We start from the raw sequence: 18,222 nt of genomic DNA on the forward strand, positions 1-18,222 counted from the left end.
TTGTCAAAATCTCATCTACACTGCACCTAGCTACCTTTTGTAATGAGTTTGTAATGTAGCAATAGTGCGGGAGGGGGTGCCTTGCTTCATGGCTTGTGAAGCGTACCGGGGTGCCACTGTGCGAATGCTGCGCTGTATGCCTTCTCGAAGAGCACGTTTTTCTTCAAGGGGCAAAGCTGCTCTTCTTCTTGTTGCAATCGCCTTCTTCCTTACTGCGATGGGATGTGTTCGTTTTGCATGGGCGGATGAGATTGGTTCTGTCGATGTGTCGCTTTTTCAAGGCGAGCCATCGGCAAACAAATCTTTCAGCGTTTCGGGAATGCTGCCCGGCGATAAGCAAACAACGAAGAGCGTTATCGAGGTTAGCCATCGCGATGAGCTGACGGTGTGGTTTGAGCTTTCTCTTACGGAAGACGACGGCAGACTTGCCGACGCTCTTAGGGTGCGCATCGTTGACCTTCCGACAGGTGAGTTGGTGTGTGAGGGAACCGTCCGACAGCTTGATGTTCAAGATGTGCTGGGTATTTCCGTGCCCGCAACGGCTACAGGCACTTCAACGTTACAGTGGCTTGTTGAGGTAAGTTTGCCAACTTCGGCTGGAAACGAGTATCAAGCCTCCCGTTGTGTCTTCGACTTGCACTGGTATATTCAAACGGAAGACGAAGGCAAGCTTGTGCCACTTTCCCAAACAGGCGATGCGGTTTGGCTGCTTGTTGTGGCGATCGTAGTTCTTATCGTATGTGGCGGGGTGGCTTTGTTGGTATCTGCGTGCTGCCGACAGTCTCGGGCTGTTGCGGTAGCCACTTCGTGCTCGCCAAGTTTGTTGGGCATGCCTGAAGGACCGAACAATATTGCACCACCCCGCGTGATTACTGCGGGCCAGAGCGATATTCCCAAGAGGAGTGCCGGAATACTTGCAGGTTTAGCGGTGCTTGCTATGGTGCTTGTTGTGGTGCTGATCGCATGGGCTGTCGTGCGATCGCACGTGGTGTTGCCCAATCATACGTTCGAAACGGCAACAGTGGGCGTTGACCTCAATAGCGGAAAGCCTGTGTTTGATGGCGGCGTGTTCGCAGAACCCGGTCGCGCCATCGTTGAGGACTTTACGGTTACCAATACGGGAACTGTAAGTTGCTATGTTCGTGTGTATGCAGACAACATCCAAGGGTTACTTGCTCCATCACTCGAAATATCGATATCAGACAAAGCTTCGGGCAGCGTGCTGTACAAAGGCGATTTGCTTGCTTTAGAGAGCAAGACGGCATGTATGACTTTCGACGCGCTTGAGCCGGGGCAAACACAGGTGTTTACCGCGACGGTTCGCATGAGTGAAGACTCAAGTGATTCCTACCAGGGAAAAGGCGTTTCGTTCGATCTGCGGGCCGACGCTACGCAGGTGCGTAACAACGAGGGGAGGGAGTTCTAGTATGCCCCTGTTGACGCGCTTAAGAGCATGGCGGCACACTGTTTCCACCTGCGCACATGCTGGCGGAAATGACAACTCTATACACGCCGATACTCGCATGCCCGCTGCTGAGTGTTCGGCAGATAAAACCGCTCCCCAGCTTGAAAACGTATACAGAAAAACGATGCTTGTAGCAAGCGTTCTTATGTTGTTGGCGAGCTTTGTCTTGCTTGCGGGAGCAAGCTCTGCGTGGTTTACCGACGCAATTACGATCAGAGGAAACGTTATCAAGGCAAGTGACACGTTTCCAACGAAAGCGAACTCTGCCGCGCAATCCGACGTGGTGGAGGGAACTGATACCAGTCTTGAGAATCCTGGCACGCCAATGGTGTCTGACGGTCTATCAAACTCAAGTAAGAACACGTCAGATACTTCTCCCGATACCGTTCAACCTGATTCCAACCTTGAATCCGAAGAAGGTATCAAAGACAGCTCAACAAGCGAATCGTTGTCGGGCTCAGAAGAGGACAACAAAAAGCATGACGAAGTGGACTCCGCTTTGCTATCACGTGGCGGAGACGATAAGGCAGGTGGTGTGTAGGACGTAGATACGAAGTGAAATCATCGAAAGGATACTAAGAGGGAGGTTACCTATGGAGAAAACGTACAACAAGAAGCTCGTAGCAAGTGTGGTGCTTATGGTGTCATCGCTCGTGCTGCTCGCGGGCCTCACCTTTGCCTGGTTCACCGATAGCGCAGTGAGCTCGAATAACAAGATTCAGGCGGGAACACTAGATATTGAGGCTACGGTGGCGAATGTTGAAGCTAATGCAACGACGACGTATCAGATTGGCGGCGTGAACGGTGGTGTTGCATTTGGCTTTGGCAATGCGGTTGATATCACTACGTCGGATCCGATCATTACCGAAGAGAAGTGGGAGCCGGGCGCAACGAATGCCAAGCTGCTTACCGTTACCAACAAGGGCAACCTTGCTGCTCAGGTAAAGCTGCAGTTCGACATAAAAGACGAAAATCTTCAAGATGCGCTCTGGTTCGATTTCGTGCAAGTTAAAAACGGTCAAGCAACCGGACAATTCACCCAGCGCCCTATGAGCACGTTGAACACGTTCGCGAGTGGTCTTGAACTCCCAGTGGGACCGTCAGACGATAAGGGTGCCGCAGCTTATGTTGATTTCCCCAATTCGGTAAGCTTCATTCTCGTATATGGCATGTATGAAGATGCGGGCAACAATTATCAGGGCAAATCGTTCTCAGCCGACGTAACTATCCTCGCTACGCAACATACCTATGAAGCAGATGGCTTTGGCAACAAACAGTACGATGCAGAAGCGAAATATCCTGTTCCAGTTTCAGATAATAGTGAGCTGAAAGAAGCTCTTGCGGCAGGTGAAAGCGTTTGTTTAACGCAGGATGTTTCTATAACGGAAACACTGAACATCAGTAGTAATGCGGAGGATCCTATCAGCATCGATCTCAACGGAAAGAAACTTTCAACGCCTGCAGAAAGCAACATCGATGGTGTGGTGGATATTCATTCAGGTACCGTTTCAATTCTGAATGGCACGATAGAGTCGAACTCCAGTCAAGAAACCTCATCAGCGTTATATGCAGGGGGTTCATCGAAGGTTACTGTTGATAAGTGTGTTATCACGTCAACGAAAAACAAAACCTACGCTGTGGTGACAAACGGCGCTCATTCTAAAGAGGCTACAATAACCATCACAGACTCTAAGATCATTGCCGGATCAGATGACAACAACAAGGGTTATGTAGGTTATTTTCCTGCTGGAACGATAACGCTGAAGAACTGTACTGCGACTGGCCATATTTTTATTTCTGGTGGAACCGTTAACATCGATGGAGGCACGTACACGGCTACTGGGTTTAGCAATCAGGATAAGATATGGCATGCGGAAGATAGTGCAACCTATATTAAGAACTTGCCAAGTGGAAGCGCTTGTAATTTTGGTGACTCCATTCTGATTTATGACAATCGTGATGGGTATACGCTCAGCGGTGTTTCAATCAAAAACGTCGTCTTCAATACTGAAATCTCCCTTCAGGGTGGGAGTGAAGCAGTAGCCTACGCAATTAAGTATGTAGCACGGGATTACGCAGCTGTACCAGAGAGCATTGTTGTTTCGAATTGCACGTATAACAACAAGATTAAGGACGCTAATCCTGTGATGTTCATTAACACAAACGCCAAGGCTCTTCAGTAGAGCTTCTGAGTCCCTCCACCGATCATGCCGCCTTGCGTATAGTGGGGCGGCATGATCTGCCCGTTTTCCGCTTGTTTTAGGATTTCGTATGCCTGAAGCTTCCTCAAATAGAACGCTCGACGTTGCTCTCAATGTTGCAACTACCGCCATATTCGTGGCAGCCCTTGCGTTTACCCTGATTGTGGTGGGAACAACGCTTACATCGAAGGGTGGCGAGGTGTCCTTTTTCGGGTGGAAGCCGTATGTGGTGTTGTCCGATTCGATGCAGACTGAGTTTCAGGTGGGCGACATCGCTGTCTCGCATGTCGTCGATCCAAACAACGTGCAGCCAGGTGACATCATAACCTTTTTATCTATCGACCCCAACGCCTACGGTGAGGCGGTTACCCACAAGGTTCGCGAGCGTACCGAGTACGAAGGCGAATTGGCATTCATCACGTATGGAACAACCACGGGAATCGATGATGCCTACCCGGCGCTCGCCAGTCACGTTACCGGCGAGTTTGCCTTTGCCATTCCTAAGGCGGGTTATCTTTTCCAGTTTTTCAAATCTCCTGCGGGCTATGTCGTGCTGGTTCTCATCCCGTTTGCCATCCTCATTGGGCTACAGATGCGCAACTTCTTTCGCCTGGTGAACAAGAAAAAGGAGCAGCAGGCAGTAGCTCAACTTCACGAAATCGAAAAGCAGCGGCAACAAATTGAGGCGCTGAAAGCAGAAATAGCGCGGTTGCGGGTTGAGTGCCTGCGGGTTGAGTGCCTGCGGGTACCTACCGAAAACGAGCTGCCGACCGAGCCAATCAGGCGCGGTCGGCATACTCGGTAGCTTTATGCCCGCTCTATCTGCGCAGGGCGGGCATAATCACGGAATTATTCAGCGTTGCCTAAGAAGGCAACCACGGCGCTCTCTATGTCGGCTGTTCCGTTGTCGATAATTTCCGTGAAGCGAATGGGCAGGTTGTCAAGCTGTGCGAGTCCGGCAGGAATGCGGGTGTCGCCGGTTTCTTTCGCGATAAGCTCGTTTAACTGACAACCAGAAAGCGCCTCCACGTCGGTGGGCAACGGGTCGCCGGGTGCAATGCCGTGCAGCGCGCGGTACACGTTGTCGCCGAACTTAGCCCAGTGCGCCGTGCTGGCAATAAGCACGGGGTTATCGCCGCGCAGTCGCTCGGCAGCGCGGTAGGCAACAGCGGTGTGGGGGTCAAGCACGTAGTTGTGCTTCTCGAACACGCGCTTGATAGTTTCCAGACATTCCTGGTCATCCACCGAATCGGCGCAGAACAGCTCGCGCATGCGGGCGAACGTATCGCGATCAACACGGAAGCAGCGCTTCTCGCGCAGGTCGGTCATCCATTGCGATATCGCTTCGGCGTTGCGATCGGTCAGTTCGAACAGCTGCCGTTCGAGGTTCGAAGACACCAAAATGTCCATGGAAGGTGACGGCGTGAGTACGAACTCGCGGTTGGAGATGTCGTAGGTGCCCGTGCTTATGAAGTCGGTGAGCACGCGGTTCGTGTTGCTCGCGCACATGAGAGTTTCGATTGGCACGCCCATGCGCTTAGCGTAGTACGCCGCTAAAATGTTGCCGAAGTTGCCTGTTGGCACGCAAACGTCAATTTTGGCGCCGCGGTCAACCTTGCCGTCGGCAACGAGCTGTGCATACGAACTCACGTAGTACACCACTTGCGGCAGCAGGCGACCCCAGTTGATGGAGTTCGCGCTGGAAAGCGCCACACCGTGCTCGCACATGAGCGACTCGGCGAACGAAGCGTTGCCGAACACATTCTTTGCGCCGGTTTGGCAGTCGTCAAAGTTTCCGCGCACGGCCCAAACCTGCACGTTTTCGCCCGCTTGGGTGGCCATTTGCTTGTACTGAATGTCACTCACGCCGCCGTGCGGGTACATGACTGCAATGGATGTTCCTTCGGCGTCCTTAAATCCTTCCAGCGCCGCCTTACCGGTGTCACCCGACGTTGCCACCAGAATGAGGAACCGGTGGTCAAGCTCGCCACGTTCGCGAAGCGCCGCTGCACTTGCGCTGAAGAACCGCGGCAAGCATTGGAGCGCCATGTCCTTAAAGGCGCTTGTGGGCCCATGCCAGAGTTCGAGCACATGTGTGCGTTCGTCAAGCGATGTAATGGGGCAGATGCGCTCGTCATCGAAGTTTTCGCCGTAAGCACCTTCCATACAAGTGTCGACCACACTGTCGGGTAGGTCGACGTCGAACAGCCGGTAGATGCTCGCCGCGCGCTGCGCGTAAGGCAGCTTCGCTAGCGCATCAAGGTCATCGAGCGTAAGCTCGGGGATATGCTCGGGCACGTACAACCCGCCGCCCTGGGCCAGGCCGTCGATGACTGCTCGGGTGAAAGGCACATGCTTGGTGCATGCTCCGCGGGTATCAAGGTAGAGGTTCTCTGACATGGCTCACGCTTTCTCGAATGGGCACACTACGGCCCGTCATGCGGATGCGACTTCGCAAGTATACCCACTTCGCGCAACGGTAGGTGCAGCAGATGGCCTAAAGCCGCAAAAACCCTGCGATCAGGTTCGGTCAGATCCGGGCGGGTTTGAGTGAATTCGGGCGACTTCGGTGGGGTGCAGTTCGGTTATGGAAAAGGAATCACTGAAAAAAGGGAGGGCTACCAAACCCCGAACTCACGGGAACGGTGAAAAGTTAGAAAAAGTTTCCTATATATAACAAAAAAGTTCACCAAGGCTTTCTTTTCTAAAAAGTTTGCTATAGAATACTTTCCGGACATGTCATACGGGGAAGCGTTAAGTAAAGCTGGAGGCTTTAATTAGCGTTTCCCATGGTTTTCGGTGGGAAGCAACGAAGCGAGAAAGGAACAGTATGGCAGATAAAACACTGCGCGACGTGCGCATTGGGGAGGTCGGCGCGGTCGTTCGCCTGGTTGGCGAAGGTGCCATCAGGCGTCGCATCATGGACATGGGTATCACCAAAGGCGTCGAGGTATATGTGCGCAAAGTCGCTCCTTTGGGCGACCCGGTTGAAGTGACGGTTCGCGGCTACGAGCTTTCACTGCGCAAGTCGGAGGCAGAACGTGTTGTTGTTGCGTAAAGGCCGGTAGTGCGGCAATTCCGTCGTGCGAATTGCTGCGGGGCTCCATAGAACCCTAAAAGCGCGAAGGCGCTTTTTGAATGGCAACTAGTTAGCTAGAGCAAACTTATAGCAAAAGCTAACTTCGAGAGATGAAAGGTAGAACATGACAGTTCGCATTGCGCTTGCCGGCAACCCAAATAGCGGCAAGACCACGATGTTTAACGAGCTTACCGGTGCCAATCAATATGTTGGAAACTGGCCGGGCGTGACTGTTGAGAAGAAAGAAGGGAAATACTCAAAGAACAAAGAGGTCACCATCACCGACTTGCCGGGCGTGTATTCTCTGTCGCCGTATAGCCCCGAGGAAATTGTTACGCGCGATTACCTGCTTGACGGCAACCCCGACGCCGTTATCAACCTGGTTGACGCCACGAATCTCGAGCGCAACCTTTACCTTACTACGCAAATCATCGACTTGGGTGTGCCCGTGGTAGTGGCGCTCAACATGATGGATCTTGTGGAGAAATCTGGTGGTACGGTGGATGTCGCAGGGTTGTCCAAGCAGCTAGGATGTCCTGTTATCGAGACGTCGGCGCTGAAAAGCCGCGGTCTTGACGATGTGGTGAAGGCCGCCATTGCAGCGGGAAAGCAGGGATCGCTGCCTGCTCCGACCTACCGCTTCTCAGATGCGACCGAAGAGGCTATTGGTAAGATCATCGACATCATTGGCGCACGCGTAAAATCCAACGTCGCTCGGTGGTTCGCTATCAAGGCGCTCGAGGGAGAGCAGTGTTCCCTCAATGCGCTGTCGCTGTCGGCGGCCGACATGAAAAACGTAGATGTCGTTCGCGCCAGCCTCGAGCACTTGCTTGACGACGACATTGAGGGTGTTATCGCAGGTGAACGCTATGACGCTATTACCGACATCACCATGAAGTGCGTGAAAAAAACTGGTGCGGGCATGACGCTCACGCAAAAAATCGACCGCGTGGTCACCAACCGCTGGGCTGGCCTTCCCATTTTCGTGGTGGTCATGGCACTTGTGTACTACATCGCCGTCACGCTTGGTGGCGGCGTTGTTACCGACTGGGCAAACGACGGCATTTCCGGTGACGGATGGCTCTACACAGGTGGTGCGGCGTATGAGGAAGCGGTCGGCGCGTGGGAGGAAGAGGTCGCCGCGGCTGAGGCAGCTGGCGACACCGCGCTTGCCGAGGCGCTTGCGGAAGAGGAACCTGATCCTTCCGATGGTTCGTGGGGTCTGTGGATTCCAGGGCTTACGCCCATCATCGGCGGGGCGCTTGAGGCCATCGGTGCGGCCAGCTGGGTGCAAAGTCTCGTACTTGATGGCATTGTTGCCGGCGTGGGTGCAGTCATTGGCTTCATTCCGCAGATGATCCTGTTGTTCCTCATGCTGGCGTTTTTGGAGCACTGTGGCTACATGGCGCGCGTTGCGTTTATGATGGATCGCATCTTTCGCAAATTTGGTTTGTCCGGCAAGTCATTCATCCCCATACTCATTGGCTCGGGTTGCGGCGTGCCCGCCGTTATGGCCACGAAAACCATCGAGAACGAAAGCGACCGTCGCATGACGGTTATGACTACCACTATGATTCCCTGCGGCGCGAAAATGCCCATTATTGCGCTCGTATTCGGTGCTTTAGCAGGTGGCGACATGGAAACAGCGCGGTGGGTAGCTCCGCTGTTCTACTTCCTGGGTGTTATCGCCATCATCGTGTCCGGCATTATGCTGAAGAAATTGCGCGCGTTTGCAGGCGAAGCGACCCCGTTTATCATGGAGCTGCCGCAGTATCATCTGCCCGCCGCAAAAAGCGTGGCTTTAGCCACATGGGATCGCGTGAAGCACTACATTGTGAAAGCTGGTACGATTATCTTCCTGTCAACCATTGTCATTTGGTTCCTCATGAACTTCGGCGTGTATGAGGGCTCGTTTGGCCTGCTCGATGCCGAAATGGACGGGTATCTGGACTACAGTTTCATGGCTATGCTCGGCAACGCCCTGGCGTGGATATTCGTGCCGCTGGGCTTCGGAGATTGGCAAGCGACTGTTACGAGCGTCACCGGCCTGGTTGCCAAAGAGAACGTAGTTGCCACAGTTGGTGTACTCACGCAGCTCGGTGAGCTGGGTGAAACCGATCCGACACTGTGGGAGGGTTTCGCGCTCATGTTTGGCGGCAGCACGTCGGCCATCCTGGCGTTCACTGCGTTCAACTTGCTGTGCGCACCCTGCTTTGCAGCTATTGGTGCTATTCGCAATCAGATGCGTTCCGCAAAGTGGACGTGGGCAACCATCGGATATATGACCGGGTTCGGCTGGTGTGTTGGTCTAATGCTGCGTCAGTTTGTGGGCCTTGCCACGGGCGAAATCGGTTTCAGCGTGTGGACGGTGCTCGCTTGCGTGGTTGCTGCTGGTATGATCTTCCAGCTGGTGCGCCCGATGCCCGATTATGAGAGAATTGATGCATTGAAAGCGGCGAAGAAGTTGTCTGCCGATAAGAGCGCTGCGTAAGGTAGCACGCAGAATCCGACAGGCTTTATGGTTTTTTTCCGGCGCGCCTATGGTTGGGTGCGCCGGAAGGCCGGTTTTCCGGTTCGGCGCAATTGGGTGGCTTTTGGCGGTAGTGGGTTGTTTGAGCTCGTCACCGCAGGTAGTCACGTGAATTACCCCGAGTCGAAAAACCGACGATGTGGAAAAGGTGATGGGAACATGATTCAACCACTGGACATAAGTGTTGGCACCGTAGTGGTACTTGTTGTTGTGGCTGCCTGGGTTATATGGGCCGTTCGCCGCTTGTTTTTCCGTGGCATGTGCGATTGTCACGACCAGTGTTCTGCCACATCGTCCGACGATGTGGGGCGACGCCGCGTCTCGTGCGGCGGCTGCTCGGGGTGTTCGGGTTGCGCGGGCTGCTCTATTGGTGCGGTCAACACGGTCAACACGATCGACGCATCTCAACGGTAGTCTCATTGTCGTGCCGACTTACGCTGTCGCTCTGCGTCGTCGCGTCGCGCCGCACTGCCATGCTGTCACACCGCGCCACATCGTCGCATTGCATCGAACCGTCGTACCGTGCCAGCCGTCCTACGCCGCCGTCCCGCACCAGCTGCCCCACGTCGTCGCGCTAGCTGCCCCGCATAGCCGCTATGCGGGCTTTTGTGCAACATGGATAGCAGCGATGCCACCAGTGCAGTTTTTCCAGGTAACGTTTACGAATCCGGCTTGCTCCATCATATGTGCCAGTTCGCGCTGGTTGGGGAAAGCCCGAATGCTCTTCGACAGGTACACGAACCCTTCGCGGTCGCCGGTAACCACATTTCCCCAGAACGGTATGAGGTGCTTCAGGTAGAAAAGATACAGCGTACGCCAAGCGGGGTTTGGCGGTGTGCTGAACTCGAGACACACCAAATGCCCACCCGGTTTCAGCACGCGTAGTATTTCGGCGAGCGCTCGTTCGCGCTCCGGCATGTTCCGAATTCCGTATGCCATGGTAATAGCGTCGTAGCTTTCATTAGCGTACGGCATGTTCTGGCCGTCAACCACCTCAAAATCAACGGGAACGCCGTGCGCAGCACCGCGTTCGTAGTGCATGCGCGCCACGTCGAGCATTTCTGGCACGAGGTCAGTGCATTGGATGTGGCGCGGATGCAGCATGCGGGCCATGGTGAACGTTACATCCCCTGTGCCGCCGGCGATGTCGAGTACGTCGTCGTTGGGGCCGATAGGGGCTAAGTGCGCCATGCGCGCGAGCCATACTTTGTATGCTCCAAAGCTTGATACGGCGTTGAAGCGCTCGTATTTCTTGGCAATGTGCGAAAAGATGTCTTTTACGCGCGTCGAAGAGAGTTCGGCGGGCGCTTCGGCACCCGTGGCGGTGTCAATGCTCACGGAAAATGGACTCCTTTTGTCTCGGTGGGAAAGCAATGTCTAGTATATCTGTTTTCCGTTGCATGACGTTTTCTGAAAGCATTACTATAGCGAGGTTATCCAATTTTTTGCACGAACGGAGTCGCCCATGCTGTCCGAGCGTATGCTCACCACCATTATCAAACAGCTTGCCTGTCGCGGGCTGGCGCTTAATCCCACGAACGAAACCGTGATGCCCGCACCCGAGCCAGGTCGTAAGTACATGCTGTACATGCATGTGCCGTTCTGCGAGCGATTGTGTCCGTATTGCAGTTTCAACCGCTATGCGTTTCGAGAAGACGTGGCGCGCCCGTACTTTGCTAACATGCGTCGCGAGATGCGCATGGTGAAGAATTTAGGCTACGACATCGAGAGCATTTACATGGGTGGTGGCACGCCAACCATCCTGCTTGATGAGCTGTGCGAGACGCTCGATGAGGCGCGCGATTTGTGGAACATTCGCGAAGTGGCGTCCGAAACGAACCCCAACCACCTGGTGCAGCCCTATCTCGATGCGCTGAAAGGCCGCATCCAGCGCCTTTCCGTGGGGGTGCAAAGCTTCAACAACGACCTTCTGAAACAAATGGATCGCTTTGACAAGTATGGTAGCGGCGAGGAAATCCTCGAGCGCATCGGCGAGGCGCTTCCGTATTTCAACTCGCTGAACGTCGACATGATCTTTAATTTCCCCAGCCAAACCGAAGACATCCTGCTTGATGATTTGGAGAAGATTGCCACGTGCGGCGCGCGCCAGACCACGTTCTCGCCGCTCTACGTGTCGAACGGCACCATGCGGAAGATGACCAGCACCTTAGGTAAGATGGATTATTCGCGGGAGTACCGTTACTACCAGATTCTCGACGGTGTGCTTGCGGGTGGCTCCGACCCGCTGTTCCATCGCACGACGCTCTGGACGTTCACGCGCAACGTCGAAAGCGATGCGCTGTTGGGTGTAGGCAGTGCAGGTGGTGCGGAAGATGCGTCAGCACCGCAGATCGACGAGTTCCAAACGTTCTACGACCAGTATCCCGCCATCGGGAGCGGTTCTATTACGTATCTGAACCGCAGCCTGTATGTGAACACGTTTAGCTTGCGCGAGTATAACGAAGCTATCGAAAGCGGACGGATGTCGCTCATGGGTAGAAGCGATATGTCCGAGCGCGATCTCATGCGCTACTGCTTTTTAGTAAACCTGTACAAGCTGCGTCTCGACAAGCACGCATTTGCGCGCGAGTTCGGCGTGAGTATCGAGCGCGGATTGCCGGTGGAGATGGCATTCATGCGTGCAAACCGGGCGTTTGCCACCGACACGTCCGACGAACTCACGCTCACTCCACGCGGGCGCTACCTGGTGGTGGTTATGTATCGGCAGTTCCTCAGTGCCATGAACAACCTGCGCGAACAAGCTCGCGCGGCGCTGTCGGGTCCCGAACGCGAGCTCCTCTTCGGCGACGGCACCATGCGGTAAGAAGCCCAGCGCTTTCGAGCTGCTTGAGTGTATACATTAAAGTATCTATAATTCAGGTAAGAATAATGAGTACTTAAGGAGGCTTGTATGTTGTCTGCAGCTTCATCCATTCCGCTCATTCGGCCCATCACTGACCTGAGAACGCAGTTCAACGACGTTTGCGCCCAAGCAACGGAGGCACAAGAGCCAATCATTCTCACAAAAAATGGCATACCTGCTTATGTGCTGGAAGACTGTGCAACGTATGAGGCTCAAGTTCAGCATAATCGGATGTATCTTGCGTTGCGTGAGGCAGAAATAGAGGAACGTTATCGTCCTGAGCCGATTTCCGCCGAGGAATCCGATGCCCGCATGGTTGAGATCTTCAAGATGTGGGGGCTTGATTATGCTTGATCTTGCATGGCGTCCGCGCGCTCACTTGGATCGTGAATCTATTGCCATTTATCTGGGAGTGGAGCGGGGAAATCCTCAGGCGGCAATCGATGCCATCCAAAGCATAGATAGCGCAATCGATCGGGTGAGGTGTTTTCCTGATAGTGGTGGCCACTATACGGACGAGCATTTAGATCACGAATACCGGACAGCGCTTGCGAATCCGTACCGCATTTTCTACCGCTACAACGCAACGACTCTCACAATTTATCGCATCATGCATCAACGTCAAAACATAGACACCTACAGCCTGGTGGAGTTCTAGGATTGTGTCCAATCACCTCAACAGTCAATGGACATCCTCTTCATATTGAACTTGCTTGCGGTAATGTGGTTTCGGGCTGCGTATGTGTTGAGCAGCTTCGCGCTATCAATTTGAACAACCCTGCCCGAGACGCGCGACACCTTGGTGGTTCGATCGATCACACAACAATGGCATCAGTGCTTGACGCCATAGGGGCAATCTTTGGGATTTAAGGGGGCATTGTAAGGCTCAAAATATATGAGTTGACGGCACGTTGCCGGTCAACGCCCTTATGAATTCGACGATCACGTTTTTTATAACGAGAGCAGTCAAGGGTTGTTTCCCTCGCTCTTATTCTAGCTGGCTTTTCGTTCTTCACCTGAAGTGTGGCAAACTAAGTCTCCGTCGTGATGCCCCAAGCTCTAGCTTGGTTAGCCATGCCGTCAAGCGATAGCAGGGCACACATGCCTTCATACAGAGTATAACGCTGGCTGAGACCGTCGCTTCCGTTGTGCTCCGTGTAGGCTACCATGGTCGGTAACGTGTTTCTGAGCCATTCGTCGCCGATCTGCTGCTGGATCTCCTCCATCGACCTGCTGTGCCATGGTGATTTCTTGCTGGCTTTCATCTTCTGGATCATAAAAGAGGGGCAGTACCCAAGTGGGTAGCACCTTGTGCCATACATCATAGGCTGCTCTCCTGGCACCATACCGAACGGGTTCCCATTGTTGATTTTCATGGAAAGCAAGGCGTCGCGGCACAGTCTGACGAGTGTTTCCTCGGGAAGGACGAAGTCCTTTGCTGGTTTTCCTCCTATGTTCCCATTCGTGTCAAAGGTTATGCCGCCCCTGATGAGCACGATGCGCATCGCGTCGGATATCGAGAATTCACTTCCTTCGCCCCATGCTTCCCGCAACAGTCTGAGGTTGTCTTCGCACCGCTTTGTGAGCTTTCTTGCGTACACACCAGCGCCTCTGCGTTTAGGTTCTTGAATGACATCTACGCTTTCGCCCTCTATCTTGATTGTCCACGGGTACTTGATGGCGTCCTTCGTTTTCTCACGGTACTTGATGTGCCTGTCGTATTCGATTTCGTCTTCACGAGTTCTCTCTTCAACGGGGATGTTCTCGAAGATCTCCTCGCTCGGATATGCTGTGGTAGACATACCGGGACTCTCAAGGCGCTGGTACTGATCCGTTGAAGCTTCGCGCATCTCCTTCAGGATTTGGTCTTGAGATTTCTTCCTTTCTTTCAGAATGATGATGTTCTCCCATGCGAACTCGTCAGCCTTCCTGAAACGTTTGACGCGATCCATTTCGGCGAAAAGAGCTTGCTTTTGTTGTTCTACCAAAGGGGGATCTATCGGGGGTTTCTCCTGCTCAATTGCTTCGTCCCAAGCTTCGATGGGTTCGTCGTCGTAGGGAACGACCTCTCCATCAAGAGCGACTTGAGTCTCGTCCGGCGATATCTCAGAAATCATCATTCTGACGATCGGATGGTTGTCCAGTTTCGTGACTGCTGGCTTGGCTGTTTCCGTGTTTTTTGAAGTGTCGGATGACTTGCCTGCAGCTTCGCGCTCGGCAGCTTCACGTTCTGCTTTTTGCTGTGCCCTTCTTGCTTCTGCAAGACGACGACGCTCTTCATTACGTTTCGCTCTAAAATCTACAACTTCCGCAGTTCTTGCTTCTCCATCATCGACGTGTCCTCTTTGTCGCGAAGCGCCTGTATATTGTTGCTGATTTCCCGAACTATCGCCTCCATTAACAACTTGATATCCAGGGTCGGTAATACCAGACGGAGAGTGAGTCTGACTTACAATAGATTGCGCTTGACCGACGGAAATGGCGTCGCTCTTATTTACTTTATTCTCCATGATCGCAAGACCCCTCCCAACTGTTGACAGATATCAAAGTCGCAACATCATTATCGTTGAAAGCATCAATCAATGCAGGCTGTTTAGCCTTTCTTGTCTCATGTTCGGCTTGCTTCTTAATCCCGCCGTAGGCTTTGCGAACGATTTCGGGCTCGTTTTCGACGACTCTCTCTAAATCGGCGATGTTTCTGAGCTCGATGCAATCGAAGTCGGCGGTGTTGGTGTTGTAGCTGTACAGCACAACTGGCTTTCCTTCGTGCAGCAATTGATACATGTTCCTCAAGCTGCCTTTACTCGTCGATTCTTTGCCGAACCGATTAATGAAAGAGCTTTGCCATATAACTAATCCGTAATCGGCGACAGCTCCCATTTTGTGATCTTTCTCAGTTTCAAGATCTCGCTGGTTTCTAACGCTTCCGTCCTTGCTTAGCTTTTTTGCTTCTCGGGGTTCTATTTTGCAGATGCTCCAATTATCGAGCTGTGTCCCGATTCGAGGTTTGTCTCGAACGGTGAAAACAGTAACGTTTGGATACCCTTTTGATTTGAGGTAGTGGGCGGCTTTCGAATCGGCTCCACGTGGAGAGTCGCCGATGACGATATCCAATTGAGCACCAATCATCTTGTCGATACGAGCGCACGCTTCTTCCGGAAAGAATGCAAGTTGTCGCGAGCCGCTAATGAATACCGTTGTCATCGGATACACCGCCTTTTACGCCGCCGTAGAGGTTTTTGCATAAAGAAAGATAGTAGATATCGTGCACTCCATTTTCTTTCAGGGCATGTATGCACGCCCGCAAAGTTGCGCCTTCTCCGTAAGTGTCGTCAATCAAGAGAACAGTTCTGCTTATGACGTCGTTTCCGTTGCATGTTATTTCTCCAGGCGCGAGTTCAGAACCCGCCGCCCGGTTCTTCGATTCTGTTGCGCTGCGCTTTCTGAGTGGGTTAGCAAAGGTAAAGCGATGTTCGGCAATGCGCTCCGCAAGTTCATGTACGGGTTGCAGCGTGCGCTTCACTGAAGATGGGACAGGTATTACAGTTATGGTATTGCAGGCTCTTGTGGGAACAAGTCGTTCGATGACGCCGCATTCGACTATTCTTACCGATATCTCTTGCACGATCTTCCTTTTGAATTGGTCATCGATGTGCTTATTGTATTTGAGGATATGGATACATTCGCCAAGAAAAGAGAAAGTGAGAGTTTGGTCGTTGAGCGCTTTTTTCCGATACGGTTGAATTGCGAATCCGTTGCTCAAGCCATTTTCAACGATGGGAAGATAGGAACGGGTTCCGCAGGATGGACAACGGCAGTCGGTGCCTAAAGCTAACATTTCGGTACCGCATTCGATGCATTTGTTGAGATTTGTAGCGACACCTTGTTTTCTTATGGCGTTCTTCTTGCTGGAGGTTTCGGACTGGTAGGCAGCGAGCGAAATAGGTGGTTCCTTTACGGTAATAAAGCCACTTCTTTTCTTTGAAGAGCCATGCAAGGTGGCTGCCTTCTCTGTGTCTTGCGGCGTGCCAAGACCGGCTTCGTACAATTCTCCGAGAACGATCGTCGCACTATCCGAACCGGCTGCGGCTGCTCTGTTGAGCCAGTAAAACGCTTGTTCATAGTCTTGAGGAACGTTGTTGCCACGCAAGTGCGCTATGCCTTGTTCGAAGAGAGTTTCGGCGGTGTGCTTTTCCAAAGTGTTGTTCTGTTGAGTCAAGTCTTTTCCTATCGCAACAAAAGAAGGACAAGGCAAATAGAGTCAATAGCTCCTAGGGCTATTGCGGCGCATAGGAGAGCTTGCATTTTGCTTTGGAAAGGTCGTACAAGCTCCGATGTGTCTTCCTTGAGGGCTTCGACTTGATGTGCAAGCTTCGTCACCTCGCTTTCAAGGCTGTCGAATCGCGCGGCAGCAGTTGTCTTGCTGGTTAACAAATCGGTCTGTAGCTCGTCTCTTGTCTTTTTGCTTTCTTTTAGGCTTTTGAGCTTGAAGTCTTCGAACTGCCTTACGTGCTCATCATTGAATTGCTGAACAGTTTGTTCAAGATCAGCCTTGATTTTGTCAAGGCTCTTCGAGATAGAGACACGTTGTTTATCAGCGGTTATTTTTGTCTCTTCAAGTATGTGTGTTGATGTGTCAATTTGGGCTGCAAGTTTTTCTACAAGTGGATCGAGCGCCTCGATGGCTTCACAGACGCTGTCTGCGACTCTGTTGCCTGTTGCTGTTGCCTCTTTGAGCTCGGTTGTCGACCGAGAAATGAGGTCATGCACATCTTCTGCATCCTCGTTCAGTGATGTGATTGCGTAATTCAGTTTCTCTATGTTCGCTACGTTTTTTGACGTCATGAGTTTCTCTTCCTTCCCCACGTTGCTTTGAGCTTATTGCTTGCTTCGGTCACAAGATGATTGAGCGTGACGGTATCGCCCAGTCGCTCGTATGTGCGCAGTGCTTGTTCCGGTGAATGGTTCACCACGGCTGCGCCAAAAGCATCCCTTGCTCTACCATTGGCGCTTTCCATGAGACTGAGTGTTTTGTCGAACAATTCGTTAGCGTCAAGGCTGTCGTATTCGACAATTTCTGACGAAATGAAGCTGAACTGATCGTCAATGTCGGATTCGGAGAACGTGCCGGATAGTAGTTTTGCGAGCATGGTTGACCATTCGAGACCGATGTTGGCGTGATAGCTTTCACGGTAACGGTCGCACAAGGCGGCTATCTCCTCAATTTCCTTCGTGTCTTTTACCACGTCCTTTTGAATGTTGGGGTCATCGGTAAGCCGGTAGGTCATGAAGAGTCTGACCCAGCTGTCCGCATCGTTTGCTTCTCGGACGATGACGTCCAGTTGGTCGTTGTTTTCGGTGTCAAGGCGGAAATAGCTGTTGATGTAGGAGCGTATTTCTTGCTCGCTGCGGTCTGATTCGCAGAGATCGAGCATATTTCCGATTGATCGCCTTCGGCTGAACACGATATTGTCGTTCGTCCATAGAAGGAGAACGTCAATCAAGCCCAAGAGCTTGTTGCCCTGGGGGGCTTTCTCGTATGCTTCGAGATAGGTTTTATGAGTTGGAAGGGGATTGTCGAACGAAAACGTAGGGTTATGCCTTCGTATATAGGACTCGAGTGATGACTTGACGAGCGCCTCGCTGTTGCTGTCGATCCTGCGCACCTCAACATCGTAGGTTTTCGTTCGATAATCGACAGTCCAGTCGGTCACGATACCAAGAATTGCAAGCTTATAGAGTGCGTCTTGGGTTTCAATGTGTAACTCTGCTTTTGAGGGGCCTTTCTGGCGCTTCATTCGGCCGATAACCTGGGGCCAAACGAGTTTTCTCACGAGGTCGAACGGGATAATGGCATGTCCGTTATCTGCCCTCCTACGGGCGAGTTCTTTAAATGTTTCGGCTATTGCTGAACGCTCTAGGTCAGCGTCCTCGTGGCTTCCGCTCCAAAGGAAAAATAGGCCCTTCGCGGTTTTTAGTGGGTAGCACAGGGTGTCAGCTGTGGGAAGTGTAGTTACAAGCGGGGCCAAGCGGTATCATTTAGCATGTAAGCGGAAACATACGGAGGTGCCAAAATGAACCCAC

The 18,222-nt window shown here is 52.6% G+C and carries 17 protein-coding genes; 10 read left to right on the forward strand and 7 right to left on the reverse strand.

The window, feature by feature from the left end:
- The first annotated feature begins 88 nt into the window (after positions 1–88).
- The 4 genes from G7Y43_RS09365 (at position 89) to G7Y43_RS09380 (ending at position 4,471) form a co-directional block, all read left to right on the forward strand.
- Positions 89–1,426: a hypothetical protein gene (locus G7Y43_RS09365; RefSeq protein ID WP_165046146.1), complete on the forward strand. Its 1,338-nt coding sequence runs from the start codon at positions 89–91 to the stop codon at positions 1,424–1,426.
- 1 nt (position 1,427) lies between these two features.
- Complete coding sequence (locus G7Y43_RS09370; protein WP_165046147.1) at positions 1,428–2,006, forward strand: hypothetical protein; 579 nt, start codon at positions 1,428–1,430, stop codon at positions 2,004–2,006.
- A 52-nt stretch (positions 2,007–2,058) separates the two neighbouring features.
- A complete protein-coding gene (locus tag G7Y43_RS09375; RefSeq protein ID WP_165046148.1) occupies positions 2,059–3,648 on the forward strand; it encodes a TasA family protein in 1,590 nt (529 codons plus the stop codon).
- 88 nt (positions 3,649–3,736) lie between these two features.
- Positions 3,737–4,471 (forward strand): signal peptidase I, encoded by a 735-nt coding sequence (locus G7Y43_RS09380; protein ID WP_165046149.1) that lies wholly within the window; start codon positions 3,737–3,739, stop codon positions 4,469–4,471.
- Between the two features lie 44 nt (positions 4,472–4,515).
- Here G7Y43_RS09380 and thrC read toward each other — a convergent pair whose 3' ends face one another.
- Positions 4,516–6,066, reverse strand: a complete 1,551-nt coding sequence (gene thrC / locus G7Y43_RS09385) for a threonine synthase (protein ID WP_165046150.1) — start codon at positions 6,064–6,066, stop codon at positions 4,516–4,518.
- Positions 6,067–6,496: 430 nt separating this feature from the next.
- Here thrC and G7Y43_RS09390 point away from each other — a divergent pair, with 430 nt between their 5' ends.
- The 3 genes from G7Y43_RS09390 (at position 6,497) to G7Y43_RS09400 (ending at position 9,689) form a co-directional block, all read left to right on the forward strand.
- Positions 6,497–6,724, forward strand: coding sequence for a FeoA domain-containing protein (locus G7Y43_RS09390; RefSeq protein WP_165046151.1), 228 nt, complete (start codon positions 6,497–6,499; stop codon positions 6,722–6,724).
- Between the two features lie 145 nt (positions 6,725–6,869).
- Complete coding sequence (locus tag G7Y43_RS09395) at positions 6,870–9,236, forward strand: ferrous iron transporter B (RefSeq protein ID WP_165046152.1); 2,367 nt, start codon at positions 6,870–6,872, stop codon at positions 9,234–9,236.
- A gap of 198 nt (positions 9,237–9,434) precedes the next feature.
- Positions 9,435–9,689, forward strand: a complete 255-nt coding sequence (locus tag G7Y43_RS09400; protein ID WP_165046153.1) for a hypothetical protein — start codon at positions 9,435–9,437, stop codon at positions 9,687–9,689.
- Between the two features lie 180 nt (positions 9,690–9,869).
- On the opposite strand, the gene G7Y43_RS09405 is transcribed toward G7Y43_RS09400, so the two are convergent.
- On the reverse strand, positions 9,870–10,613 hold the full coding sequence (locus G7Y43_RS09405; RefSeq protein WP_165046154.1) for a ubiquinone/menaquinone biosynthesis methyltransferase: 744 nt from the start codon (positions 10,611–10,613) through the stop codon (positions 9,870–9,872).
- Positions 10,614–10,740: 127 nt separating this feature from the next.
- Here G7Y43_RS09405 and G7Y43_RS09410 point away from each other — a divergent pair, with 127 nt between their 5' ends.
- The 3 genes from G7Y43_RS09410 to G7Y43_RS09420 all read left to right on the forward strand — a co-directional run bounded on the left by G7Y43_RS09410 (position 10,741) and on the right by G7Y43_RS09420 (position 12,796).
- On the forward strand, positions 10,741–12,099 hold the full coding sequence (locus G7Y43_RS09410) for a coproporphyrinogen III oxidase family protein (RefSeq protein ID WP_165046155.1): 1,359 nt from the start codon (positions 10,741–10,743) through the stop codon (positions 12,097–12,099).
- Positions 12,100–12,186: 87 nt separating this feature from the next.
- Complete coding sequence (locus G7Y43_RS09415; protein WP_165046156.1) at positions 12,187–12,492, forward strand: type II toxin-antitoxin system prevent-host-death family antitoxin; 306 nt, start codon at positions 12,187–12,189, stop codon at positions 12,490–12,492.
- The gene (locus G7Y43_RS09420) at positions 12,485–12,796 is read left to right on the forward strand and encodes a type II toxin-antitoxin system RelE/ParE family toxin (RefSeq protein ID WP_165046157.1); all 312 of its coding nucleotides are present in this window, start codon (positions 12,485–12,487) and stop codon (positions 12,794–12,796) included. The genes G7Y43_RS09415 and G7Y43_RS09420 overlap by 8 nt, the downstream gene beginning before the upstream one ends.
- Before the next feature lie 373 nt (positions 12,797–13,169).
- On the opposite strand, the gene G7Y43_RS09425 is transcribed toward G7Y43_RS09420, so the two are convergent.
- The 5 genes from G7Y43_RS09425 to G7Y43_RS09445 are packed head-to-tail and all read right to left on the reverse strand — an operon-like array spanning position 13,170 to position 18,167.
- Positions 13,170–14,648 carry a hypothetical protein gene (locus G7Y43_RS09425; protein WP_165046158.1) on the reverse strand — a complete coding sequence of 493 codons (1,479 nt, stop codon included), beginning with the start codon at positions 14,646–14,648 and terminating at the stop codon, positions 13,170–13,172.
- On the reverse strand, positions 14,638–15,342 hold the full coding sequence (locus G7Y43_RS09430) for a hypothetical protein (RefSeq protein WP_165046159.1): 705 nt from the start codon (positions 15,340–15,342) through the stop codon (positions 14,638–14,640). The genes G7Y43_RS09425 and G7Y43_RS09430 overlap by 11 nt, the downstream gene beginning before the upstream one ends.
- Positions 15,323–16,357 (reverse strand): SEL1-like repeat protein, encoded by a 1,035-nt coding sequence (locus tag G7Y43_RS09435; protein WP_165046160.1) that lies wholly within the window; start codon positions 16,355–16,357, stop codon positions 15,323–15,325. The genes G7Y43_RS09430 and G7Y43_RS09435 overlap by 20 nt, the downstream gene beginning before the upstream one ends.
- Before the next feature lie 8 nt (positions 16,358–16,365).
- The gene (locus G7Y43_RS09440) at positions 16,366–16,983 is read right to left on the reverse strand and encodes a hypothetical protein (RefSeq protein WP_165046161.1); all 618 of its coding nucleotides are present in this window, start codon (positions 16,981–16,983) and stop codon (positions 16,366–16,368) included.
- Positions 16,980–18,167 (reverse strand): hypothetical protein, encoded by a 1,188-nt coding sequence (locus G7Y43_RS09445; RefSeq protein ID WP_165046162.1) that lies wholly within the window; start codon positions 18,165–18,167, stop codon positions 16,980–16,982. The genes G7Y43_RS09440 and G7Y43_RS09445 overlap by 4 nt, the downstream gene beginning before the upstream one ends.
- Positions 18,168–18,222 lie beyond the last annotated feature (55 nt).

It is taken from the genome of Adlercreutzia sp. ZJ138 (genome assembly GCF_011038935.1).
In the GTDB taxonomy this organism is placed as follows: Bacteria; Actinomycetota; Coriobacteriia; order Coriobacteriales; family Eggerthellaceae; genus ZJ141.